Genomic DNA, 23359 nt, shown 5'->3' on the forward strand with positions numbered 1-23359 from the left:
ATGAGCAGCAACCGATTACGCCGCGCGGCTATCGTGGCACCCTCGCGCACCGCCGTCGGCACCTTCGGTGGCGCGTTGCGCGATGTCCCCGTCGAGGATCTCGGCGCCGCGGTCGCCAAAGCCGTCGTCGCCCGCTCGGGTATCGACCCGGAACGCATCGACGACGTCGTCTTCGCCCAGTCCTACGCCAATTCCGAGGTTCCGTGCGTCGGACGTTGGATCGCGCTGCACGCCGACCTCCCCATCTCGGTGGGCGGCATGCAACTCGATCGCCGGTGTGGTGGTGGACTGCAGGCTCTGGTCACCGCCGCGATGATGGTGCAGACCGGCGCCGCCGACGCCGTGCTGGCCGGTGGGGTCGAGTCGATGAGCCGAATCGAGTACTACTCGACCACGAACCGCTGGGGCGCGCGCTCGGGCAATGTCACCATGTATGACCGCCTGGACCGCGGACGCGAACGCTCCCAACCGGTATGGCGCTTCGGGGAGATCTCCGGGATGATCGAGACCGCCGAGAACCTCGCCGCCGAGTACAACATCACCCGTGAGGCTGCGGACGCCTACGCCGCCCGCAGCCATCAGCGTGCCGCCGCCGCCTGGGAAGCTGGCCGTTTCGACGACGAGATCGTCGAAATCACCGTGCCGCAACGCAAAAAAGACCCGATCGTTTTCGCCCGAGACGAGGGCATCCGGCCCGACTCGACTCCCGAATCGTTGGCCCGGCTGCGCACCGTCACGCCTGGCGGCACCGTGACCGCCGGCAACGCCAGTCAGCAGAACGACGCCGCAGCCGCCTGCCTGATCGTCGCCGAGGACCAGCTCGATGAGCTCGGGCTCGAACCGATCGGCTACCTCACCGGATGGGCTGCTGCGGGATGCGATCCGTCGAGGATGGGCATCGGGCCGGTACCGGCGGTCGACAAGCTGGCCACCCGTGGCGGATTGGACTCCGCCGCGGCACTACTGGAGACGTGCGACCTCGTCGAACTCAACGAGGCATTCGCCGTAGCGGTACTCAGTGTGCTCGACGGTTGGAAGTGGGACGATCAGGATCGGTTGAACGTCAACGGTTCCGGGATATCGCTGGGCCACCCGATCGGAGCCACCGGCGCTCGGATGACCACCACCCTGCTCCACGAACTCCACCGCCGAGGTGGCGGTACCGGACTGGTCACCATGTGCATCGGCGGCGGTCAGGGTCTCGCCGCGACCGTCGAGGCCCTCTGACATGCCGACCGAACACCCCCGGCCCCTGGCCGGGGTCCGGGTGGTCGAGGTGTCGAGCTTCGTAGCCTCCCCACTCTGTGGGCTGACCCTCTCACAACTGGGCGCAGAGGTCATCCGGGTCGATCCGATCGGCGGCGCCGCCGACGTGAACCGTTGGCCACTCACCGACGACGGCACTACCTCGATCTATTGGACGGGTCTCAACAAGGGCAAGAAGTCGGTCACCGCCAACCTTCGCTCTGCCGAAGGTCAGCGGCTGGTTCAGCGTCTGGTCACCGAATCCGGTCCTGGCGGCGGCATTCTCGTCACCAACGCCGGTGGTCGGGACTGGATGAGCTACGCCACCCTGGGCGGACTTCGCCCCGACGTCATTGTCCTGGAGTTGCTCGGCGGCTCCGACGGTTCGCCCGCCGTCGACTACACCGTCAATGCAGGAGTGGGATTCCCGAACATCACCGGCCCCGTCGACCACAACGGACCTGTCAATCACGTGCTACCCGCGTGGGACGTGATCTGCGGTCTGTATGCGGCTCTGGCCGTCACCTCCGCAGTTCGCCGGCGTGAGCGGACCGGGCAGGGCGCGTCGATCCGTCTGCCGTTGGAGGACACCGCACTGTCGATCGCCAGCACCCTGGGCTACCTGACCGAACCGCAGGTCAACGCATACTCACGCCCGGCGACCGGCAATGACGTGTACGGCACCTATGGCACCGACGTCGTCACCGCCGACGGCGACCGATTCATGCTCGTGGCTTTGACGCCCCGGCATTTCCGGGATCTGGTTCGTATCACCGGAACCGAGTCCGTCATCGCTTCGCTCGAGCAGGCGCTCGACGCGGACTTCTCCCGTGAGGCCGACCGTTACATCCATCGTAGCGTGCTGAATGCGTTGTTCGGCAGGTGGTTCGCCGAACACTCCACCGATGAGGCGGCCACCGCGCTCAACGGGTCGTCGGTGCTCGCGCAGCGCTACCGCACCTTCGACGAGGTGGTCGCCTCGGGAGCACTCACCGACAACCCGCTATTCGCCGAACTCACCCAGACCGGCATCGGGACATACCTGGCGGCCGGGCATCCGGCATCGTTCGATGGCGAACACTATTTCACCGGGCCGGCGGCGCGATTGGGGGCGGATACGCCTGAGGCGTGAGGATGGCTCGGGCCGACTCATCGCAGCACCGCACCGTCGATATAGTGAGGTGGTGACGCTTAACCCAGGATCAAAATCTCGCTCGCGGAAGCCCGATCGGGAAATGAAATCCGCGAGGACGCGAGCACGCATCCTCGATGCCGCGGCGCGCGTACTGAGTGAGAAAGGGTATGCGGGGACCAGACTGACCGACGTGGCGAAAGTCGCGGAGTTGCAGGCGCCGGCCATCTACTACTACTTCGACTCCCGCGAGAAACTCGTCGAGGAGGTCATGTGGTCCGGGCTGGCCGAGATGCGCGCCTATCTCCAGGCCGCGCTCGATCAGGCCACTCCGGAGGACACCCCCATGGACCGCATCATGATCGCGGTCGACGCCCATCTGCGGCACGAGCTCGAGGTGTCCGACTACACCACGGCGTCGATCCGCAATGCCGGCCAGATTCCCGAGCACATCAGGGACCGGCAACGCTCGGAAGAGAAGAAGTACGGCGACATCTGGCGTCGCCTGATCAAGGACGCGTTCGACGAGGGCGAGGTCCGCGCGGATCTCGATCTCTTCGTGGCACGCATGCTGATCCTGGGCGCGCTGAACTGGGCCGCTGAGTGGTGGCGCCCACGCCGCGGCTCTGTCGACTCCGTGGTGGCCACCGCACAATCGATGGTGCGGGCCAGCCTCTCCCCCCGCTGACCCCTTTTTCTGGCGGCGCGCCTCAGATCTCCGCCAGCGCTCCGCTCGCAATCGCCTCGACGATCGCGAACTTGCGCACCTTCCCGGTGGGGGTCACCGGTAGCGCATCGGCGATGAACCACCTCGCCGGGATCTTGAAAGGCGTCAGACACGTCACCAGGTGAGCATGAACCTGCTGACTCACGTCGGAAGGGTCGACGGAGGTGTCACACAAACGCAGGACAGCTGCGACCGTCTCGCCGAGACGGGCATCGGGCAAGCCCACGACCGCCACCTCGACGACCCCATCGACCTCGAGAATCCTCGATTCGACCTCGGCCGGTGCGATGTTCTCGCCGCCACGGATGATGAGTTCCTTGAGTCGCCCGGTGATCGTCAGATATCCTCGGCTGTCCATCGAACCCAGATCACCGGTGTGCACGAAGCCTGCGCCGTCGACGGCACGGGCGGTCGCTTCCGGATCGTCGTGATAGGCGACGAATTGCTGATATCCGCGGGCACAAATCTCTCCGACCACACCGACCGGGACGATTTCGCGGGTCACCGGGTCCACTACCGTGCACTCGACCTGGGGTAGCGGACGACCGACCGTGCGCAGTTTGTCCTCACGTGAATCATCTGGCCTCGTCGCCGTGAGCACCGGCGCGAGTTCGGTCTGCCCGTACACGTTCACCAGGCGACCACCGAATGTCGCCTCGGCGGACTCGATGAGAGTCGCGGCAATGGTGGCCGCCCCACCGAGCATGACCCGCAACTCTGGCGCGCCATCTCCGGTACTGCGCACGTACTCGACGAGCGCCGATAACACCGCGGGCACGAAGAACAGGACGTTTGCCGATTCCGACCGCATCACGTCGATGACCGGTCCGGGTGCGAACTGTTTGACCAAGATCATCGTTCCTGCCGCACTCAAGGGCCCCAGCGTGCCGATGACGCATGCAGCGGTATGGAACATCGGCAGCGGATTGACCGCCGTCAAGTGGTCGGGCATCCGTGCTTCACGCATCGTCAGTCGCGCGACATTGATCAGGGACCGATGACGGAGTAAGACACCCTTGGGATTTCCCGTGGTTCCCGAGGTGTACTGGAGCATCGCGACGTCGTCGGGCGATATCCGGCTTTCGGCCTCGACGTCCGGCGCCGAATCCGTTCCGCGCCAACGGTCTCGGTCCGACAGGCTCACAGTACGAACGTCTCCCACCGTGGCGGCGACCTCCTCGGCCACCGCCGCCATGTCGTAATCACGTCCTCGATCGGCATGGATGAGCACCGTGGCCCCCGAATGCCGGAGCACGTACTCCAACTCAGGCGGCCGCAGCGCGGGATTGACCGCGACGAGCACCACGCCGGCCAGGGCCGCTCCGTACTGGATGATCGGCCACTCGGCCACGTTCGGCGCCCACAGCGCGATCATCTGGCCAGGGGCGACGAGCTGGCGCAACCGTGTGGCCACCCGACGCGATTCGTCCAGCAACTCCGAATAGGTGAGGCGGACGGCCGACCCGTCATGCGCGGTGGCGATCAGTGCCACGACGGTCGGATGGTCGTGTGCCCGGCGCACCAGCACCGCGCCGATCGTCGACTCGTCGAGATCGATCGATGTGTCCTTCTCCCAACGCGATTCACTGCGCAATCCAGGAGTCTCAGTACTGGTCATGCTGCGGTCCTTCGGTTCATCGCCCGGCGGCGACCTTGCGCTTCTCAGCCAATTCGAGCGCCTCGGCCCAGGAGGCTCCGCGCATGATCAACATGCGGTATTTCATGATGACGTTCTGCCCGTTGACCGCCAGCGCACCGGTGATCCGGTCGCCGGTGCGATACAGGGCAACCCATCGACGATCGGCCCCCGGTGCACCCTCGACCGGCCGGATCTCGTCGGCATCGGTCACCCCGACGAACTGAATCCGGCTGTCGTACCAGTCCGACCAGAAGTATGGAACTGTCGCATACGGTTTCGGGGATTCCGGATGCAGGGCGTTGTGGATGGCTGCGCTTGCCTGTTCGGCTGCGCTCGTCCAATGTTCGAGTCGCTGATGTCTGTCGAAGAGACCGTTGTACCAATTGGCGACGTCGCCGGCAGCGAACACCCCGGGGACTCCGGTGGCAAGGTACTCGTCGCAGAACACGCCGTTGTCGAGCCGAACCGCGCTCCCGGTCAGCCATTCCGTCGCCGGGATACTGCCGATGCCGACGATCACCAGGTCCGCAGGCAGCACACGGCCGTCGGCCAATTCCACGCCGGTGACCCGTCCGGCATCCGAGAGGATCTTCGATACCCCCACACCGCAAAGCAGTTCGGTTCCATTCTGCTCATGCAATGCGGCGATGGCCGTGCCCATGCCGGCCCCGATCGCCCGGACGAGCGGCGTCGGCATCGCTTCGATCACGGTCACCTCGAGGCCTCGCTTGTTGGCATTCGACGCAACCTCCGATCCGATGAAACCGGCACCGATCACCACCGTGCGTGCGCCGGATTCCAGTGCTTCACGCACTGCCCTCGCGTCATCGAGTGTCCGCAACGCATGTACACCGTCAATGCCGTCGGTGCCGGGCAATGATCGCGCACCCGCACCGGTCGCGATGACCAGGATGTCGTAGGGAACTGTTGTCTCGCCGACGATCACACATCGAGCGTCGGTGTCGAGGCCGGTCGCCGCGGCCCCGAGCATCAGCTCCACTCGCAACTCCTCGCGAAAGGTGTCCTCGGTACGAAAAGACGGGATCTGCGGATCGCCGTCGTCGAGGACGTCGAGATACGCCTTGGACAACGGCGGACGGTCGTACGGCAGATGTTCCTCGGCTCCGATCAGGGTGATCCTTCCTTCGAAACCCTGTCTGCGCGCGGCTTCGACGGCGCGGAGCCCGGCGAGCGACGCTCCGACCACGACGAGTCGGCGGGGTGGGTTGTCAGTCATGGTCTACTTCCTCGTCTGTATCGCGTTGTCGGTGCGGGCGTTCTCGGTCACGTGGCCCACCAACCGGAACTTCTGAACCTTCCCGGTGGGCGTTTTCGGGAGGTCCTCGGGATCGAGGAAGACGACGCGTTTGGGCACCTTGAATCGAGCCAAGTGTTCGCGACAGATGTCCACGACTTCCTCTGCGGTGATGTCGTACCCGGGAGTCCGCACGATCACCACGACGCCGATTTCTCCCCACCGGTCGTCGACAACTCCCACGGCGAACACCTGCGAAATGGCGTCGTGCGCGGCGAGCAGATCCTCTATTTCCCTGGGCATCACCAGCTCACCCCCACTCTTGTAGAGCTCCTTGCTTCGACCGGTGATCTCCAGGTAGCCGTTGTGCCGCACCCTTCCGAGATCACCGGAAAGCAGCAGACCGTTGTGCGTCGACGCCGCGGTTTCGGCAGGTTTGCGCCAATAGCCGAGCATCGTCGTGGGTCCTCTGGAGGCCAGTTCACCTTCTTCTCCAGCGGGCAACACCTCGTGGGTGAGCGGGTCGAGCGCAACGTATTCGGTCAGCCTGCCGTCTGGCGGCATTCCTGCCGGGCCGGCCATCTTCGGCGCTCCCGCGGTCTCGGACGTCAAAGTCAAGGGATCTTCGGGAAGAGTCAGGGTCATTGCACCACCACATTCGGTCATGCCATATCCGGTGACGATCTCGTCCACACCGAACTCTTCACTCACCTTGTGCCACAACCAGATCGGCGCGGGTGCCGAACCACACAGAATCGCGGTCAGACTGCTCAGGTCGTACAGGGCACGATCGGGGTGTTCGACCATCGCCACGGCCATCGTCGGTACGCACAACAGGTCGGTGGCACGGTGCCGTTGCACTCCGGCCAGATACTGTTCGGCGGAGAACGACGGATACATCACCACCGACCCGCCGACGTACATGGCGGAGAGCAACCCCTCCACGTAGCCGAACATGTGATAACACGGCAGCGAGAACAGGATTCGACGACCGTCCTCGTAAGCGCGCGTGTACGCCGACGCGAAACCCGTGCGCAGGACCGCATCGTGGGTGACCATGACCCCTTTGGGTGATCCCGTTGTTCCGGACGTGTACAGGATGTCACCGACATCCTGCGGCGCGGCATTCTCCCGGGCAACACCCGGATTCCGACGTCCGACCTCGGCCAACCACTCGACGGTGGACATACCCGGTGCGCGACCACCGGTGTCAAGGGTGATCACGTGCCGCAGCGCGGGAACGCCGTCGGCGTCGGTCGCACGCTCGGCGAATCCCTCGGTGTCCCAGCCCGGGACGATGTCATCGAGCATCGCGCACTGGTCCAGACCCGCGAAGGAGGTCATCGTAACGAGCACCGAACACTCGGACTGTGCGAGCACGTAGGCGAGTTCGTCGCGACGATAGAGATAGTTGAATGGGACTGCGGTGGCGCCGGTTCGGGCGATGGCGAACTTGATCGCCACGAAGTCGGGATAGTTGGCCATGAGCATGCCCACCCGGTCACCACGCCGCACGCCAAGCATGTGCAGCCCGTCGGCCAGGTCGCGTGACCGTGCGGCCACATCGCGATAGGTCCACGTGATCTCATCGGTGAGGATGAACGGGCGGTCACCGTATCGCTGCACGCAGTCATCGAGCCATCGGCTCAGCGTGCGTGGTTGCCACTCGGGATGATCGTCCAGAATGCGGCGACGGCGTTCGTGCACGCCCGCACCGCGGGTGCCGGAAAGGCGGACCGGCGCATCCATCGACATCACCTCTTCGGATCGCTTTTTGACTTCCTCTTCGAAAACTCTCGCTCGCGCCTGCGACCGGCAGCCATGTCCCGGGTGCGCCCACGTCCGTGTGCGCCCGGAGTTCGTGTCAGCCCAGAGTCGACCCCACCACCGAGACGAATGAGACACACCCTCCCGGACGGCCACCGAGATTGTGGGTCAACGCGAGCTTCGGGTCGCCGATCTGCCGGTCGCCTGCTCGCCCGCTGAACTGCAGCCAGCATTCGTAGAGCATCCGGAGACCGCTGGCACCCACCGGGTGACCGAACGACTTGAGCCCGCCGTCAATGTTGACCGGCAAGACGCCATCGGCGTCGAATTCTCCGGTGAGGACGTCTTTGTATGCCTGACCACGGTCGGCGAAACCGAGATCCTCCATGAGCACGATCTCCGTCGGGGTGAAACAGTCGTGAACCTCGGCGAACGAGAACTCTCCGCGCGGATCGGTCACGCCGGCCTGCGCGTAGGCGTCGTGCGCGCTGCGCACCACCTCGGGAAAAGTGGTGAAATCGTAAACGGGATCGGCGGCGCCCTGCGCCGGGCCCGCGGCAAGGGACAGCCCCTTCACATACATCGGGTGATCGGTGTATCGATGCGCGTCCTTGGCGCGCACGATCACCGCGCACGCCGCGCCGTCCGACACCCCCGAACAGTCGAAGACACCCAGCCGCCCGGCGACCTTCGGTGCCGCCTCGATCTTCTCGACCGAGACCTCCGACCGGAACTGGGCCTTCGGATTTCGGGCGCCGTTCACGTGGTTCTTCCACGCCACGTGGCTCATGGCCGCGCGCATCTCCTCTGCGGAGACACCATAGCGGGCGCAGTAGGCCGGGTCGAGAAGGGAGAACGCAGCGGGGGCGGTGAACGACACCTCCGACGCGGTCTGGTCGGCCGGCGGGTCTCCTCTGAGCAGGCCCGAGAAGCCGGAGTCCTTGAGCTTCTCGACGCCCACCGCCATCACTGTGTCGTAGGCACCCGAGGCTACTGCATAGCAGGCGTTCCGAAATGCTTCAGAGCCTGTCGCACAGTAGTTCTCGACCCGGGTCACCGGACGGTAGTCGATGCCGAGGGGGCGCGACAAGGTCATCCCGCTCTGCCCGGAGGCCAGGGTGCCGAGCCAGAACGCCTCGACGTCGGCGAATTCCAGTTTTCGGGAATCGCCCATGCATTCGCCGACCGCCTCGATGAGCAGATCGTCAGTCGAGGACTCCCAGCGTTCGCCGAATCGCGTGCAACCCATGGCCACCACCGCAACGGCGTCACGAATACCCCTGCTCATGCGGGCATCTCCTCTCGTCGGCTTCCGACACCGCTCGACCTGCCACCGCCCTCGCCCGATCCGTTCCCGCTGTCGACGGTGGACAGAAGTCGCGCCTTCCAGAAGTAGTTGTGTACCGATCCCGCGGTGTACAGCCGCCGAAATGTCGTGGTGACGCGCGCACCGACCTCGATGCCCTCGGCGCCGTCGGCCACCTCGAACGTGTAACGGCCACCACCGTCGAAGTCGATGACTGCTCCCACCACCGGTGGCGACGGCGAGTACGCCAGCCGGTCAACCGTGTACGTGGCCACCCTGCCGCCTCGTCCGGCCACCCGCTCACGGGCCATGAGGTCACCCGCACCACATGACCGGCAGATCCGCATTGGCGGTAGGTGCAGGAAACCGCAAGCGTTGCAGCGAGTCCCGGTCAGCGCGAACTTCCATTCGACGTTACGCATCGAGGCAGGTGCGACGGGCCGATCCGGCTCGGGTCGTCGCGGACTCTCCCGCGACAGCAGCCCCCGCCACTGCAGATACCGCGGATAGTCCACGCGGGTGCCGTGGGCACGTGACTCGGCGACCGGAACATCCTGCCGCGCATCGAGAATTGCACCGGTGGTACGGAAGACGAGCACATCGACCCCGTCGGTGACAGACACGGCGACGACAACCTCGCCGGGTGCGGCGACGTCGAAGGCAGCTGCCAGTGCGATACCGAGGTCTGCCGCACCGGAGTACCCCACGGGTGAGGTCGTGGTGCGCTGAGCGGGAACGAGTCTCGACGCCCGCTTGACCACCGACGGATTCCCGGATGCCACTACGGCGTGATCGACGTGCTCGATACCGGCCTGCGCCAGCGCATGCGCGACCACAGTGCGCACGGCAGGCTCGTAGACCTCCTGGCCGAGGCGCTCTTCCCATCGCTCGCCGGTGGTCGATGACGGTGCTCGCCAGCGGTCCAGGATCTCGATGGATCGACTTGCCGCCCCGATCAGTTCGGCGATGACGGGTCTATCCTGGCCGGTGCCGAACAGGAATGCGGCCGCGCCATCGCCTCCGCTCTTCTCGTCGAGACTGCCGGGCAGTCCGACCCGGACATCGGAGAGGACGGCCAGTCCACTTGTATGACCCGCCAGGGTGAGGCCGGCAACTGCCGACTTTCCAGTCCCGACGAGGTCGGCGGCAACCACGTCTGATTCGATGCCCAGTGCGGTGTGTACCGTGACGGCATTGGTCTTGTCGGCGTAGGCAGGGGAACTGGTCACCAGGTACACCCCGTCCACCTGGTCCGCTCCGGACAGGGCGGCATCGGCAGCCGCCACCGCCATCGTGGTGCTGTCCTCGTCGAAGCCGGCAACCACCCGGTCGCCGCGGGCGCCGATGTCGGTTCCGTCGAGTCGCCAGGTCGGCAGATAGGTTGCATAGGAGATGATCCCGGCCGTCATCGGTGATCTCCGTTGCGTTCGTTCCAGCGGTCGGCGGACGGATCGAGCAACCGGTTCAGATGTCCGTCGGTCAGCCACACGATCGTCTCGAGTTCCAAGGCGTCGAGGTGGCGCACGCGCCCGGTGCGCAGGTCCTCGAGGCGCAGGCGGCTCGAATTGCCCGCATGGTCGACACTGACCCGCACCTCGGCGAACTCACTGCCGATCACGTCACCACTGGACAAGACGGCATCGTCACCGTCGCCGGTTCCTTTCATCTTGATCACCGCCATCGTGTCTCAGATCAGGAAACCCAGAGTGGGAATGGCCTTGTCGTGATCGACCAGGACGACCTTCTTGTACGACAGCCGAAATCCGTCCGGTGAGCGCCTCAGGTGGTAGGTGATCCGGCCGCCCCAGAGTTCGTTGCCACGCTCGCGGGACTCGAAGACGAGCACATTGGCCCCGACCTCGAGATCGGAGTCGCCGGTCGGCGCTGTGACCGTGCCCAGGATCTCCACGTTCGAGATCAACCGTCGCAGGTTCGACGGCGGAGCCTGGGCGTAGCGCTTACCGGTCCGAACCTGCTTCAAGCGTGTGCTAATTCGGTTTCGGTTGTCGAAGATGACCGAGACCGTCGTCAACGGATCCCCGTCGGCGTCGGCCGCGGGCACCCAGTAGATCGCATCGTCGGTCCACAGGGCCTCCCAGGCGTCGTAGTCGTTCTCGTCGGCGTACCGTGCCTCGCGATACAGGAACGCCTCGACGTCACGAATGTCGACCTCGGGGGTCACCTCGGGTGCGGTCGTCGTCATCGGTTGGCCTCCATCAATGTCTTGTAGTGGGACCAGAAGCCCCGCATACCGGTCTCATCGGTGGCGGTGCCGATGGTGAACCCGTTGTCGTCGACCGCTTCCCGCACCACCCCGCGCCGCACGTCGAGCCATTCCGGTTCACGCATCTGCACGCCGCGCTGATTGCGTTCGTACATCTCGGTGTCGTCGGCCAGGAGCATGCCCGCCGGACCCACCGAGCCGATCGACTGGGAGATCATGCGTTTGTTCAGTTCCGGCGCGCCGAGAAGTTGGACCGCCGTCGAGTACTGCACGCATTCATCGGCCGCAACGGGCTGGATGTTGAACACCTGTATCTCGGCAATGAAGAGATTGGGGAAGATCATCACGTGCGGTGCGCCCTCGACGAGGATGCGCTCGGCGTCCGCCCCATGCGTGGCACGCATCGCGGCGACGTAGTCGGGGACGCGGGACTCGGTCGTCCCGAACCAACGCATCGGTTCGTTGAACTTGCGGAACTCGGGCCGCAGATCGTTCTCGCTGTGCCCGCCACCCAGGTTTCGCGTGACGGCCGTGGAATTGTCGCTGTAGAGCGCACCGATCGGCGATCCGGTTACCCCGAAGATCGAGCCGTGCACGAATTGCGGGTGATAGCCGTCGGTCTCGTTCTCCGCCAGCAACTTCCAGTTTGCCTTGGTCTTGTGTTGCAGCCAGCCGGCATTCAGGGCGACCTTACCCTCGGGCGAGAGCCGGGCGAGCCGATCGATCTCGCCCGCGGTGGCGCCGAGGTGCTCGACGAGACTCGGCCCCTCGGCGGCGAAACTCCCGAACACGAAGCCCTGGTATGAGTCGACCCGGGTCACCGACCCCATCTTCAGGTCCACGGCGTTCTTGCCGCCGTAGCCCTTGTTGTACGGGTAGCCGAGCAGTTCACCGCTGTTGCGGTAGGTCCATCCGTGGTAGGGGCAGCGAAATGAGCTGGAATTGCCCTGCGCGTCGTCGCAGACGAGGTTGGCGCGATGCGCACAGCGGTTGAGCAGCAGATGGATCTGTCCGTCACGGTCCCGGGTCATGATCACGTCTTGGCGGCCGAGCTTCTTGCGGACGTAGTCGTTGGGTTCGGGGACCTCACTCTCGTGACCGACGAAAACCCAGGTGGTGTACCAGATTTTCTCCAACTCACGCGCGAAGATCTCGGGATCGGAGTACAGCGAACCGTGCACCCGGGTCGGCTGGATGAGAGCGTCGAGACGCTGCTCGAAGGTCGAATCGGGTGGCAACGTGGTGGTCATCGTCGATGTCCTCTCGTGTCGCAGAGGTTCTGCGTGATGGGCCGGGAGTGGATGAGGTGTCGGGGTCGATGACGAATCATCGGCCGCGGAAGTTCGGTGGTCGTCGTTCGCCGAAGGCTGCGACGCCCTCGGCGAAATCGTCGCTGTCCCAGAGTCTGACCTGATGCTCAACCTCGTCGTCGAGATTCTGGAAGCGGTCCTTGGGCCATTCGTTGAGTTGGGATTTGATGGCTGCGAGCGCAAGGGGAGGCCCTTGCGCCAGTCGGCCGGCGTCGGCGATCGCTTCGGCCAACGCCTGCCCAGGCCCGCACACCGAGTCAACGAGTCCCATCTCCAGCGCCTCGTTGCCGGTGATCCGACGGGGAAGCATCAGCAGTTGCCTGGCCGTCGGAACACCCACCCGGGCAGGGAGACTCGCGAAGACTCCCATGTCCCCCGCCAGGCCGACGCCGGTGAATGTCGTGCCGAACAGTGCGTCGGAGGCCGCGATGACCCGATCGCAGGCGATGGCCAAGGCGGTGCCCGCTCCGAACGCGGGGCCCTCCACCGCAGCCAGAACCGGTTTGGGGCCATTCCAGATGGCACGGATCACCCGCTGAGCCGCCTCGGCGCGCGGGCGGGTCTGTGACTCAGGTTGCCTGCTCATGGTGGAGATGTCTCCGCCCGAGCAGAACGCTCCCCCGGCGCCGGTCAGGACCACCACGCGCACCGGATCGTCGGTCATCGCCGTTTCGATGGCCTCCGCGAGGGCGTACCTCATGGGCAGGTCGATCGCGTTGCGGCGCTCGGGACGGTTGAGGGTGATCACGCGCGCGGCGCCCTCGTCGGTGACAAGCACCGGCGATTCGCTCCTGCTCGCGGTCTGCGTAGTGGGCTCGCTCATCGTCCGGTGAACCTCGGTGCGCGGCGCTCGATGACGGCTGCCAGACCCTCGCGGGAATCGGCGGTACCCGATAGCTCGGAAACTGTCCTGGCTTCGTCGGGTAGTTGCGCGGCCACGGTAGCACCCACACCGTCCCACACCAGGCGTTTGGTCTCTGACAGTGCTCGGGGAGCGGCCGCGGCCAACTCGTCAGCGAGATCATCGACGGCGGCATCGAGCTCTGCGTCCGGCACGACCCGAGAGACGATGCCGAGTTCCTTGGCCTGGGTCGCGCTGAGGGTGGGATTGGTGAGCAAGATGTCCATCGCCCGTCGTAGGCCAACCAGCTGGGTGAGGGTCACCGTGGTTCCGCCATCAGGCGCCATTCCCACCCGGACTGCTCCGGAGAAGAGTTTTGCGGATTCGGCCGCTACCACGATGTCGGAGGCACAGGTGAGTCCGAACCCTCCTCCGCCTGCCGCGAATCCGTGGATCTTGGTGATCACCGGCGCCTTCAATGCAATCAAGGCCGCGGTGGCCAACTGCAGCCAGGCAGTGGCCTCGCGGAGATAATCCGGCAACGCCTCCCCCTTGGCGGCAAAGGTCTTCACATCGCCACCGGCGCAGAAATTGCGTCCCTCGCCGGAAAGAACCACGACCCGCACCCCCGGATCCGCATGCGCGGCAAGGATGGCCTCGTGCAGGGCGCGGAGCAGCTCGACGTTCATCCCGTTGGCCGCCTCGGGTCGATTCAGCCGGATTCGCGCGATTCCGTCGGCAACGGCGTACAGTACGGGAGCCGTCGTCGCCGCTGCGGCGGTCCCGGCGTCGGGAATTGTGGTCACGAACGTCCTCCTCGTCCCGCGAACCGCTGCGCACCATGCGCTCCTGTCCCGGCAATGATGTGATCGACGACTGCATCGGTCTCGGCGGCCAGCCCCTCGTCCAGTGGGCCCGTCAGCCCGGAACGGACCAGCTGCTTTATCCTGCCGACGGCGACCGGATCAAAGCTCGCGATCCGTCGCGCGAATTGTTCGGTACGATCCGCGAATTCGTCGTCGGCGTACATCTCGTAGGCCAGCCCCCACGCCACCGCCTGTGCCCCGTCGATCCGATCGCCGCTGAGCATGTGGCCGAGTGCGCGCTGCGTGCCGACCAGTCGGGGCAGGCGTTGGGAGCCACCGCCGCCGGGGATCATCCCGAATCGGATATGATTGTCCGAGATCCTGGCGGATACGCTGACCAGGACGATGTCCGATGCCTGCAAGAGCTCGAATCCACCGGCCATGGCGTCGCCGGCAACCGCGGCGATGACCGGCACCGGGACGTCCCCGATCGCAGCACAGGCCTCGCCGAACTCGTCGAACAGGCCTCGCAATGCGTCGACGCCCCGCGCACTGAGCGCGGTGACCTCATCGAAATCGCCTCCGCTGCAGAAATGTCCGCCCGCACCGGAGAGCACGATGACACGCACGTCGGGCCGGTGGCCCACATCGGCGATCGCCCGGCGAAGACCCGCCGCGAGGGCCGTGGTTACCGCGTTGTGTTGATGCGGACGATTGAGGATGATTCGCGCGACTGCGCCATCGACCTCGACCAGTACCGGCGCGTCATGGGCGACCTCGCCTGGACCGTGTCCCCCAGATCCGGGTCGGTTGAACGTTTTCACCGGCACCCCTTTCCAAAATCATGAATCGAATCTAAATTAAAGAACGATCCGAGTCAATCGGCACCGACGCCGAATCCTCGCGAACACCAGAGGGGAACGCGCTCGAGAAAGGACAGATGCCGCATGAATCTCGGTCTCGCAGGAGCGCGGGTGCTGGTCACCGGAGGGGCGTCGAACATCGGTCGTGGCATCGTCCACGGTTTCGCCGCCGAGGGCGCCCGGATCATGGTCGCCGACATCGACGGCCCACAGGCCGAGAAGGTCGCCGAGGAGTCCGAGCGCCTCGGCGCCCAAGCGGTTCTGACGAGCGTGGGCGACCTCACCGAGCCGCAGGTGCCCGAGCGCATCGTGTCAGAGATGACCGCGGCCTGGGGTGGTGTCGATTGCTTGGTGAACAACGCGGGATGGAGTGTTCCCTGTTTTCTCGCCGAGGACACCGACCGGACCCGATGGCAACGTCTCGTCGAGGTCAATATGTTCGCGTCGGTGGCCACCACCCAGGCCGTTCTGACTTCCATGGTCGATTCCGGTGCCGGATCGATCGTGTTCGTCGCCAGCGATGCCGCCTTCGGCCAGATCCGCCAAGCGGTGTACGGCGCCACCAAGGCGGCGGTGGTCGCGCTTGCGCGGACCACCGCCAAAGAATTCGGCCGCAAGGGAATTCGCAGCAACATCGTGTGCCCCGGCCTGGTGATACCGGACGGCCCCGAGGCAGTCGGCGCGCAGAGTCTCTGGTCGGGTGGCGACGACGCCGTGTTCGACGACAAGCAGACCGAGTTCATGGTCATGGGCACGCCTCTTCGGCGCCTGACGACCGCCGCCGACGTTGCCAACTCGGTGGTGTGGTTGTCCTCCGATGCCGCGGCCAGACAGATCACCGGGCAGATGTTCTCGGTGTCCGGCGGATACACGATGCCGTGAACACCCGGGACCGAATCCTGCACGCTGCGGCGCGGGTACTCAGCGAACGCGGCTACGCCGCAAGCAGACTCAGCGACATCGCCAATCTCGCCGGCCTACGCACCCCCGGCATGTATCACTACTTCGCCTCACGCGACGACCTGGTGCTGGAGGTGATGCGCGCCGGACAACAGCGAGTCTGGACGCATGTGCGCGAGGCCCTCGACGCCTGCGCCGACCAGTCTGCCGCGGCGCGACTGCTGGTCGCGGTGGAGGCTCATCTACGCATCGAACTCGAACTCTCCGACTTCGCGACCGCAGTGACCCGCAATCTCGGTCATGTTCCTCCGGCTATGCGCAAGGAGTTGAGCGTAGACAGCGACGCCTACCACGACATGTGGCGTGGCCTGCTCACCGACGCTGAGAGCGAAGGACTACTCGAGCCGGGGTTGGACCTCGGGGTCGCACGAATGATGATCATCGGCGCCCTGAATTGGACCCCGGAATGGTGGCATCGCGACGGGTCGACGATCGACGTCGTCGTGTCGACCGCCCAGGCGATGATCACGCGAGGACTTTTCAGCGAAATCGACAGCGCCGTCGGGGGCAGCCGTGCCAACTGACCACCGGACCGGTACGCGGTTACCGTGGGGCCATGGCACCCACGGCGTCACGCGAAACCTACTTCGAGACCGGACTCGCCGTCCTGTCGTCCGCGGGATACGGCTCGCTGAAGCTTTCGGAGGTATGCCGGCGACTCGGGGTGACGACGGGATCCTTCTATCACTTCTTCCGAAACTGGGCCGACTACACCGACCAACTGCTGGAATTCTGGTTCGACTCCCACACCCGGGTCGAGGTGGCGGAGGTGCTCGCACAACCCGATCCTGCCACGCGTCTCGACAGCCTGCTCGCGTACGGCTTGTCCCTGCCGTACGGCGCGGAGGGAGCCATCCGCATCTGGGGCGCGATCGACCCGAAGGTGCATGCCGTCGTGTCTGCCGTCGACAATCGCAGATACCAACTGGTCCACGACGTCGTCAGCCCTATCCTCGGGGACGAATCCGCACGTCGGTATGCAAGCTGGGCTGTCTTCTTGATGACGGGGTACGAGCAGACCACGCTGACTCGCGACGTGGCCGTCCTGGAGTGGGCGGCCCAACAGTTGCTCGAGTCGCTTCGTCGCGAGGCGGCCATCGCGACAGGAGCCGCCCGCAGGCGCTGACATCGCAGAACCAGGTGGCCGGTCTGACCGCAGGCGAGGTCCCCGGTGTCTGACTGCATTCGCGCCGCACACGCGGCAACCCGTGACGCCGCACGATCAAAGGCGGTCGGCCGACAGCACGATCGGGGCAAGCTGACAGCCCGGGAACGCATCGAGATCCTCACGGGTGGTGCCACTTTCGTGGAGTTCGGTGCGCTGGCAACGCCCGGCGACCAGTCCCGGACCGTCGACGCACCAGGCGACGGGGTCGTCACCGGGATAGGCCGTATCGACGGGCGAGCGGCCGCGATCGTGGCGTTCGATTTCACCGTGCTCGGCGGCAGCAACGGTGAGGTGGGCATGAGCAAGATCGAGCGCTGTGCCGCCCGTGCCCTGCAGGATCGAATCCCCTTGGTCCTGCTGTGCGACGGTGGCGGCCATCGTATCCAGGAAGGCCTCGATTCCCGGTCGGCCGCGCTCGGCTCCCCGATGCTGGCCCGACTCATCGATCTGTCCGGGTTGGTACCCACCGTCGCGGCGATGATGGGCCCCGGGTTTGGGCTGGCGACCAACCTGGCCGCGCTGTGCGATCTCGTCGTGGTGGTCCGCGGTACTGGAACGATCGGCATGTCGTCGGCGCCCTTCGTACGTGCGGGCACAGGAGAGGACCTGACCAACGAGGAGATCGGCGGCGCCGACGTTCAGGCCGAGCGTGGTGTCGTCGACATCGCCGCCGACGACGAGCACGAGGCACTCGACGCCATCCGCGCCTACCTGGGTTACCTACCCGCGCACGCCGACGGACCGGCACCGCGCGTGTCCATGCCGCAGCAGGCCGTCGTCGATCTCGATTCGATCATCCCCGACTCCTCCCGACGCGCCTACGACATGCTCGACGTCGTCGAAGGACTGGCAGATCGCGACAGCGTCCTCGAGATCCGGCCGACCGCAGCCCCGAACATCGTGACATGCCTGACCCGCATCGACGGTCACCCGATCGGGGTGATCGGCAATCAGCCCCGACATCTGGGCGGCGCACTGGACTCCGCAGCCTGCGAGAAGGCCGCGCATCTCGCCGCGGTCTGCGATGCCTTCGGCCTGCCACTGCTGATCCTGATCGATCTGCCCGGGTTCCTCATCGGCAGCGCTGCGGAATCGACGCAACTGGCCCGCCGCAGCGGACGCCTGATGTTCGAGCTCGGCCGTGCCACCGTGCCCCGTTTCACCGTCGTGGTCCGCAAGGGTTACGGCGCCGCCTACATCGCGATGGGCGGCGGCCGCAGCATCGATGCCGATCTGTCGCTGGCCTGGCCGACCGCCGAAATCTGCGCGATGCCCATCGAGGGAGCGGTCGACATCGCCTTCGGACGCGAGATCGCCGCCGCACCGGACCCGCACTCGCGTCGGGATGAACTCGTCGAAGGTTTCCGGGCTAATGTCCACCCAGTGCGCGCCGCATCGGGATTCGGTATCGACGACGTCGTCGCGCCGTCGGCGACCAGAGAACTACTGATCGAGTCGCTGTCGCGGTGCCGCAGACACGCGGATCGGGTACCGGGGAAACGGCGCACCATTTCCCCGATCTGACCTGCCCGTACCCGATCCGGCCGCCTGGACTCAGCCCGGCAGCAGGTAGCTGGGCAGATCGGCGTGTGAGGTGCCGATGAGCCCGAGCCAGTTGAACGGCAGGTGGTAGACGAACACCAGGGTCACCATGCAAAACCCGAGGACCGCGAAGTTACGCACCCAGCCCCGCAGAGCCGGACGCCAGTGCACGAGACCGGATTCGATCGGCGACAGCCCGTCGGGATGATCCTCGGCCTCCATGCGCATCCAGGTGAACACACAACCGACCGCGGCGACGAGGATGGATTCGTAGATCGGGAACTGATGGACCGATCCCGACCACAGGGTCAGCGGCTCATAGGTTTTGGCGAACGCGTAGGCGTGCGTGGTGCGAATGACGGTGTTCTCGACGATGAAGTCGAACAAGAACTCGGCGACGAAGATGCCGACGAAGAGGGGCACCTTGCTGATGTCGGGCCACCGTCGACGCACCTTCTTGGCGTGGTGGCAAGCGACGATGGCCACGCCCGCGCAGAAGTAGACGTACATCGGCGGGCCCCAGATGAGCGACTCCGCATAGCGACTCGGCGCATCGGGATTGTGGAACGGCAGAAAGCGCACCCAGACACCCATGTTGACGTTGGCACTGTTCCACGCGAACAGGTACTGCTGCACGTTGAGGAACGCATCGGCGACGAAACAGATCAAACCGCCGATCACGAATCTGCCGTCGAGGCTGAGCTTGCCCGTCTTCCGAATCGGCTGCACGACACTGAACCAGAGGAACAGCGCGAGCACGATCAGGCTGATCACCTCGAAGACACGCAACGCGATCATGCGCCAGTCAGCCATCTCATCCGGGCCGATCCGGGGGGCAGGCCGGAATTCCTCACTCGAGGACACCCACCGGGCGACGGTCACCACGCACACCGCGAACCACACGAAGCCGACGGCCGCGAGAATCGTGGTGGACCCGCGCCGGGTCAGTGGTTTGACGTCGGCAGCCCCCACCCGTGCATTCGGCTCGCTCGCCGTCGCCCCGGGCGACGATTGGCCGCCGTCATGCTGCGTCCGCCTCACCGGCGGTTCGGCTCCGGGCACCTTCCCTGCGGTGCGGACTGTTGCCATCAGACCAACCCCTCCTTCTCCCTGTGGGCCGCGACAAAAACAGTGCGGCATCGTGTGTTCCAGAGCACAGTAACCCAACCTCTGGTAGATTTCGAATGCCTATTAAATTCACATCGGGGAGTCCCCACCATGAACGTCACCCCCGGCATCAGCGAAATCCATGCCGCAGTGAGCCCCACCGGACAGTGGATCGCGACGATCCTCACCTACGCGCTGGCCCTGGCCGCACTCGCATACGTGATACGAATCTGTGTGCGCGAGCGGATCATCTGGCCGTTCCTCCTGCTGGCCTCGGGCGGTTTGGCGTGCTTGATGGAGCCCCTGTTCGATCACCTCTACGGGCTTGTGTTCTACCGCGACGGCCAGTGGCACCTGTACACGACCTTCGGCAGCGCACAACCGATCTGGGTCCCGGCGGCCTACATCGCCTTCTACGGCGGGGCGTCGGTGATCATCGCGCGTACGCTCGCGCGCAGGCCGTCGATGCGCACCGTGTGGACGATGTACGCATCGATCGCCGCGATGGCCCTGATCGCCGAGGTCACCTACATCAGCGTCCTGAGCGTCTACGGCTACCCCGATGAGCAACCGTTCAAGGTTCTCGGGTATCCGCTGTTCCTGGCCTTCACCAACGCCATGTCGGCAGTCGTCAGCGGAATCATCGCGTACCGACTCGTCCCGCTCCTGTCCGGCGTCGGCCAGGCCTACCTCATCCCACTGGTACCCACCGGTTTCGCCGCCGGACTGTTCGGCGGCGGCATTCTCTACCTCTCGGTCCGGCATTCGGGCGACAGCCCGCCGATGGTCGCCCTAGCACTGGCGGCGCTCACCGTCGTCGGCGCGATCGCGTGGACCATCGGAGTCCTGGGCACACATCTGGTGGCCGGTCAGCTGCCACGAGATCCGTCCCTGCGGCCGGCTCCTGCACCGGTCGCAGGCGGTGGCCGCTCCCGGCAACCGATCTCGTGACCGCGGTGCGGCGAATCCCCCGCAGCGGACGAGGACGGTGACGTGGCCCGGACAACCGAATTCGACCTCTAGCGGTCGGAGTTGATCCTTCAATTTGATTCTATGTTAAATTCTACTCGTGGGACGGTTGCGTCCGTCCACCCCGTAACGCCGACCGGCACGTCCCGTCGAGCATTTGTCCAACCCGAGGAGTAAGAGATGCCCGAGGCCTATATCGTCGACGCGGCGCGCACCGCTGTCGGCAAGCGCGGCGGAGGATTCGCCGATGCGCACCCGGCGGACATGGCTGCACATGTAATCAAGACACTGGTCGGCCGCCACGATGTCGATCCCGCCGCCATCGACGACGTGATCCTCGGTTGCCTGGACAACCTGGGCTCCCAAGCCGGCGACATCGCCCGCACCTCCGCTCTCGCCGCAGGGCTTCCGGAATCGGTCCCGGGGGTGACGATCGACCGCCAATGCGGATCAGCGCAACAGGCAGTACATTTCGCAGCCCAGGGCGTGATGAGCGGCACCAGTGACCTCATCGTCGCCGGCGGGGTACAGAAAATGAGTCAGTACCCGATCCTGTGTGCGTTCGGTGCAGGCGAACCATTCGGTTCGGCCGATCCGTGGACCGACTGCACCGGCTGGGAAGCCCGCTACGGTACGCAGGAGATCTCGCAATTCCGCGCCGCCGAGATGATCGCCGATCGGTGGAACATCAGCCGCGAGCAGTGCGAGGAGTTCGCGCTGCGCAGCCACGCGCACGCACTCGCAGCCATCGACGCACACCATTTCGACACCGAGATCGTTCCCACGATGGGTGTGACCGTCGACGAGGGGCCGCGTCGCGACACCAGCGCCGAGAAGCTGGCCGGGCTCAAAACCCTCAGCGAGGGGGGCAAGGTCACCGCAGGTGTGGCCAGCCAGATCTCGGATGCGGCCGCAGCACTGCTGATCGCGTCCGAGGACGCGGTACGCCGCTTCGGGTTCACCCCCCGCGCACGCATCCATCACCTCTCGGTACGCGGCGCCGATCCGGTCATGATGTTGACCGCACCCATCCCGGCAACGCAGCATGCGTTGAAGCGCACCGGCCTGAGCATCGACGACATCGACACATTCGAGGTCAACGAAGCCTTCGCCCCGGTCGTACTCGCCTGGCTCGCCGACACCGGAGCCGACCCGGCCAAGGTCAATCCCAACGGTGGCGCAATCGCGCTCGGCCACCCCATCGGATGCACCGGTGCACGGCTGATGACCTCGATGCTGCACGAACTCGAGCGCACCGGAGGGCGATACGGACTGCAGACCATGTGCGAGGGCGGCGGTCAGGCCAACGTCACCATCATCGAGCGGCTCGACTCATGAAGCGCACGCTGTACAACGCCGACCACGAGGCCTACCGCGAGACCGTACGCGAGTTCCTACGGCGCGAGGTGGAACCCTTCAAGGACCAATGGGACGCCGATCGGTGGATAGACCCCACAGTCTTCGCCCGAGCCGCCAAAGCCGGCATCTATGCCCTCCAGATCCCCGAACAGTACGGTGGGGCAGAGGAATCGGACTACCGGTACCGCATGATCGTGTGTGAGGAATGCGCACGCATCAATGCACTGTCCTTCAACACCACCGTCAGTCTCCAGGACGACCTCGTGCTGCATTATCTGCTCGATCTCACCAACGACGAGCAACGATCACGCTGGCTTCCCGGCTTCGCCACCGGCGATCTGATCGGCGCACTGGCTATGACCGAACCCGGCGCGGGCAGCGACCTCCGCGGCATCCGGACCACCGCGGAGCTCTCCGGCGATCACTGGATTCTCAACGGGCAGAAGACCTTCATCTCCAGCGGCATCATGGCCGACCTTGTGGTCGTCGCCGCACAGACCGACCCGGCTGCGGGGTCACGGGGTTTCAGCCTGTTCGTCGTGGAGCGCGATACCCCCGGATTCGAGCGCGGACGCAAACTCGACAAGATCGGCCTGCCCGCTCAGGACACCGCCGAGCTTTTCTTCGATGATGCACGGGTACCGGCCGCCAATCTGTTGGGCGAAGCGGGCAAGGGTCTGCACTACCTGATGAGTCATCTCCCTCGCGAGCGACTCGGTGTGACGGCCAAGGCATTCGCGGTGACCCGGGCGATTCATCAGAAGACGGTCCGATACTGCCGGGACCGCAAGGCCTTCGGCGGGTCACTGACCGATCTGCAGCACGTCCGCTTCGAACTCGCGGAGATGAAGACCGAGATCGACATCGCGGAGGCGTACGTCGACAAGTCGGTGCATGCCTACAACGCCGGCGAACTGACTCCCGTCGATGCCGCCGAGGGCAAGTGGTACGTCAGCGAGCTTCAGAAACGGGTCATCGACCGCTGCCTGCAACTCCACGGCGGGTACGGGTACATGGCCGAATACGATGTCGGCCGAGCCTATGTCGACACTCGCGTGCAGACCATCTACGGGGGCACCACCGAGATCATGAAAGAGATCATCGGTCGTGACCTCGTCGCGGAGTGACGACCAAGCCCG

At 65.4% G+C, this 23359-nt stretch carries 22 protein-coding genes; 10 read left to right on the plus strand and 12 right to left on the minus strand.

Going from position 1 to position 23359, the window contains the following annotated elements; translation table 11 throughout:
• The 3 genes from EF294_RS18660 to EF294_RS18670 all read left to right on the plus strand — a co-directional run bounded on the left by EF294_RS18660 (position 1) and on the right by EF294_RS18670 (position 3065).
• A complete protein-coding gene (locus EF294_RS18660) occupies positions 1 to 1227 on the plus strand; it encodes an acetyl-CoA C-acetyltransferase (protein ID WP_123932448.1) in 1227 nt (408 codons plus the stop codon).
• A gap of 1 nt (position 1228) precedes the next feature.
• Positions 1229 to 2377 carry a CoA transferase gene (locus EF294_RS18665; RefSeq protein WP_123932449.1) on the plus strand — a complete coding sequence of 383 codons (1149 nt, stop codon included), beginning with the start codon at positions 1229 to 1231 and terminating at the stop codon, positions 2375 to 2377.
• Positions 2378 to 2480: 103 nt separating this feature from the next.
• Positions 2481 to 3065, plus strand: coding sequence for a TetR/AcrR family transcriptional regulator (locus EF294_RS18670; RefSeq protein WP_094601187.1), 585 nt, complete (start codon positions 2481 to 2483; stop codon positions 3063 to 3065).
• Positions 3066 to 3087: 22 nt separating this feature from the next.
• Here EF294_RS18670 and EF294_RS18675 read toward each other — a convergent pair whose 3' ends face one another.
• From EF294_RS18675 to EF294_RS18725, 11 genes are all read right to left on the minus strand, one after another.
• On the minus strand, positions 3088 to 4722 hold the full coding sequence (locus EF294_RS18675; RefSeq protein ID WP_123932450.1) for a class I adenylate-forming enzyme family protein: 1635 nt from the start codon (positions 4720 to 4722) through the stop codon (positions 3088 to 3090).
• A 16-nt stretch (positions 4723 to 4738) separates the two neighbouring features.
• Positions 4739 to 5980, minus strand: a complete 1242-nt coding sequence (locus EF294_RS18680) for an NAD(P)/FAD-dependent oxidoreductase (protein ID WP_123932451.1) — start codon at positions 5978 to 5980, stop codon at positions 4739 to 4741.
• 3 nt (positions 5981 to 5983) lie between these two features.
• Positions 5984 to 7747, minus strand: coding sequence for a class I adenylate-forming enzyme family protein (locus tag EF294_RS18685; RefSeq protein ID WP_123932452.1), 1764 nt, complete (start codon positions 7745 to 7747; stop codon positions 5984 to 5986).
• Between the two features lie 115 nt (positions 7748 to 7862).
• Positions 7863 to 9053: an acetyl-CoA acetyltransferase gene (locus EF294_RS18690; RefSeq protein ID WP_123932453.1), complete on the minus strand. Its 1191-nt coding sequence runs from the start codon at positions 9051 to 9053 to the stop codon at positions 7863 to 7865.
• Positions 9050 to 10480 (minus strand): OB-fold domain-containing protein, encoded by a 1431-nt coding sequence (locus EF294_RS18695; RefSeq protein ID WP_123932454.1) that lies wholly within the window; start codon positions 10478 to 10480, stop codon positions 9050 to 9052. The genes EF294_RS18690 and EF294_RS18695 overlap by 4 nt, the downstream gene beginning before the upstream one ends.
• On the minus strand, positions 10477 to 10737 hold the full coding sequence (locus tag EF294_RS18700; RefSeq protein ID WP_123932455.1) for a hypothetical protein: 261 nt from the start codon (positions 10735 to 10737) through the stop codon (positions 10477 to 10479). The genes EF294_RS18695 and EF294_RS18700 overlap by 4 nt, the downstream gene beginning before the upstream one ends.
• Before the next feature lie 21 nt (positions 10738 to 10758).
• Positions 10759 to 11274 carry an aromatic-ring-hydroxylating dioxygenase subunit beta gene (locus tag EF294_RS18705; RefSeq protein ID WP_123932456.1) on the minus strand — a complete coding sequence of 172 codons (516 nt, stop codon included), beginning with the start codon at positions 11272 to 11274 and terminating at the stop codon, positions 10759 to 10761.
• Positions 11271 to 12545 (minus strand): aromatic ring-hydroxylating oxygenase subunit alpha, encoded by a 1275-nt coding sequence (locus EF294_RS18710; protein WP_123932457.1) that lies wholly within the window; start codon positions 12543 to 12545, stop codon positions 11271 to 11273. Before EF294_RS18710 ends, EF294_RS18705 begins: the two co-directional genes overlap by 4 nt.
• 76 nt (positions 12546 to 12621) lie before the next feature.
• On the minus strand, positions 12622 to 13428 hold the full coding sequence (locus EF294_RS18715) for an enoyl-CoA hydratase/isomerase family protein (RefSeq protein WP_123932458.1): 807 nt from the start codon (positions 13426 to 13428) through the stop codon (positions 12622 to 12624).
• Positions 13425 to 14243 carry an enoyl-CoA hydratase/isomerase family protein gene (locus EF294_RS18720; RefSeq protein ID WP_123932478.1) on the minus strand — a complete coding sequence of 273 codons (819 nt, stop codon included), beginning with the start codon at positions 14241 to 14243 and terminating at the stop codon, positions 13425 to 13427. The genes EF294_RS18715 and EF294_RS18720 overlap by 4 nt, the downstream gene beginning before the upstream one ends.
• Positions 14244 to 14248: 5 nt before the next feature.
• Positions 14249 to 15007: an enoyl-CoA hydratase/isomerase family protein gene (locus tag EF294_RS18725; protein ID WP_123932479.1), complete on the minus strand. Its 759-nt coding sequence runs from the start codon at positions 15005 to 15007 to the stop codon at positions 14249 to 14251.
• Between the two features lie 192 nt (positions 15008 to 15199).
• Between EF294_RS18725 and EF294_RS18730 the strand changes: the two genes are divergently transcribed.
• Genes EF294_RS18730 through EF294_RS18745 form a run of 4 tightly spaced genes read left to right on the plus strand, consistent with a single transcriptional unit; the run spans position 15200 to position 18767 of the window.
• Complete coding sequence (locus tag EF294_RS18730; RefSeq protein ID WP_123932459.1) at positions 15200 to 15997, plus strand: SDR family NAD(P)-dependent oxidoreductase; 798 nt, start codon at positions 15200 to 15202, stop codon at positions 15995 to 15997.
• Positions 15994 to 16599, plus strand: a complete 606-nt coding sequence (locus EF294_RS18735) for a TetR/AcrR family transcriptional regulator (protein ID WP_246007955.1) — start codon at positions 15994 to 15996, stop codon at positions 16597 to 16599. The genes EF294_RS18730 and EF294_RS18735 overlap by 4 nt, the downstream gene beginning before the upstream one ends.
• A gap of 32 nt (positions 16600 to 16631) precedes the next feature.
• Positions 16632 to 17201 (plus strand): TetR/AcrR family transcriptional regulator, encoded by a 570-nt coding sequence (locus tag EF294_RS18740; protein ID WP_123932460.1) that lies wholly within the window; start codon positions 16632 to 16634, stop codon positions 17199 to 17201.
• Between the two features lie 45 nt (positions 17202 to 17246).
• Complete coding sequence (locus EF294_RS18745) at positions 17247 to 18767, plus strand: acyl-CoA carboxylase subunit beta (RefSeq protein WP_123932461.1); 1521 nt, start codon at positions 17247 to 17249, stop codon at positions 18765 to 18767.
• A gap of 30 nt (positions 18768 to 18797) precedes the next feature.
• Here EF294_RS18745 and EF294_RS18750 read toward each other — a convergent pair whose 3' ends face one another.
• Positions 18798 to 19874, minus strand: coding sequence for a spirocyclase AveC family protein (locus tag EF294_RS18750; RefSeq protein ID WP_123932462.1), 1077 nt, complete (start codon positions 19872 to 19874; stop codon positions 18798 to 18800).
• Between the two features lie 129 nt (positions 19875 to 20003).
• Here EF294_RS18750 and EF294_RS18755 point away from each other — a divergent pair, with 129 nt between their 5' ends.
• From EF294_RS18755 to EF294_RS18765, 3 genes are all read left to right on the plus strand, one after another.
• Positions 20004 to 20843, plus strand: coding sequence for a hypothetical protein (locus EF294_RS18755; protein ID WP_185091154.1), 840 nt, complete (start codon positions 20004 to 20006; stop codon positions 20841 to 20843).
• A gap of 198 nt (positions 20844 to 21041) precedes the next feature.
• Entirely contained in the window at positions 21042 to 22199 is a 1158-nt protein-coding gene (locus tag EF294_RS18760) for an acetyl-CoA C-acetyltransferase (RefSeq protein WP_123932463.1), read from the plus strand.
• Complete coding sequence (locus EF294_RS18765; RefSeq protein ID WP_094601200.1) at positions 22196 to 23347, plus strand: acyl-CoA dehydrogenase family protein; 1152 nt, start codon at positions 22196 to 22198, stop codon at positions 23345 to 23347. The genes EF294_RS18760 and EF294_RS18765 overlap by 4 nt, the downstream gene beginning before the upstream one ends.
• Positions 23348 to 23359: the final 12 nt, after the last annotated feature.

This window comes from Gordonia oryzae (assembly GCF_003797185.1).
Taxonomy (GTDB): domain Bacteria; phylum Actinomycetota; class Actinomycetes; order Mycobacteriales; family Mycobacteriaceae; genus Gordonia; species Gordonia oryzae.

Coding starts and splice junctions, on each gene's coding strand:
- EF294_RS18660 (WP_123932448.1), top strand. CDS start 1: ATGAGCAGCAACCGATTACGCCGCGCGGCTATCGTGGCACCCTCGCGC.
- EF294_RS18665 (WP_123932449.1), top strand. CDS start 1,229: ATGCCGACCGAACACCCCCGGCCCCTGGCCGGGGTCCGGGTGGTCGAG.
- EF294_RS18670 (WP_094601187.1), top strand. CDS start 2,481: ATGAAATCCGCGAGGACGCGAGCACGCATCCTCGATGCCGCGGCGCGC.
- EF294_RS18675 (WP_123932450.1), bottom strand. CDS start 4,722: ATGACCAGTACTGAGACTCCTGGATTGCGCAGTGAATCGCGTTGGGAG.
- EF294_RS18680 (WP_123932451.1), bottom strand. CDS start 5,980: ATGACTGACAACCCACCCCGCCGACTCGTCGTGGTCGGAGCGTCGCTC.
- EF294_RS18685 (WP_123932452.1), bottom strand. CDS start 7,747: ATGGATGCGCCGGTCCGCCTTTCCGGCACCCGCGGTGCGGGCGTGCAC.
- EF294_RS18690 (WP_123932453.1), bottom strand. CDS start 9,053: ATGAGCAGGGGTATTCGTGACGCCGTTGCGGTGGTGGCCATGGGTTGC.
- EF294_RS18695 (WP_123932454.1), bottom strand. CDS start 10,480: ATGACGGCCGGGATCATCTCCTATGCAACCTATCTGCCGACCTGGCGA.
- EF294_RS18700 (WP_123932455.1), bottom strand. CDS start 10,737: ATGAAAGGAACCGGCGACGGTGACGATGCCGTCTTGTCCAGTGGTGAC.
- EF294_RS18705 (WP_123932456.1), bottom strand. CDS start 11,274: ATGACGACGACCGCACCCGAGGTGACCCCCGAGGTCGACATTCGTGAC.
- EF294_RS18710 (WP_123932457.1), bottom strand. CDS start 12,545: ATGACCACCACGTTGCCACCCGATTCGACCTTCGAGCAGCGTCTCGAC.
- EF294_RS18715 (WP_123932458.1), bottom strand. CDS start 13,428: ATGAGCGAGCCCACTACGCAGACCGCGAGCAGGAGCGAATCGCCGGTG.
- EF294_RS18730 (WP_123932459.1), top strand. CDS start 15,200: ATGAATCTCGGTCTCGCAGGAGCGCGGGTGCTGGTCACCGGAGGGGCG.
- EF294_RS18740 (WP_123932460.1), top strand. CDS start 16,632: ATGGCACCCACGGCGTCACGCGAAACCTACTTCGAGACCGGACTCGCC.
- EF294_RS18750 (WP_123932462.1), bottom strand. CDS start 19,874: ATGGCAACAGTCCGCACCGCAGGGAAGGTGCCCGGAGCCGAACCGCCG.
- EF294_RS18755 (WP_185091154.1), top strand. CDS start 20,004: ATGAACGTCACCCCCGGCATCAGCGAAATCCATGCCGCAGTGAGCCCC.
- EF294_RS18760 (WP_123932463.1), top strand. CDS start 21,042: ATGCCCGAGGCCTATATCGTCGACGCGGCGCGCACCGCTGTCGGCAAG.
- EF294_RS18765 (WP_094601200.1), top strand. CDS start 22,196: ATGAAGCGCACGCTGTACAACGCCGACCACGAGGCCTACCGCGAGACC.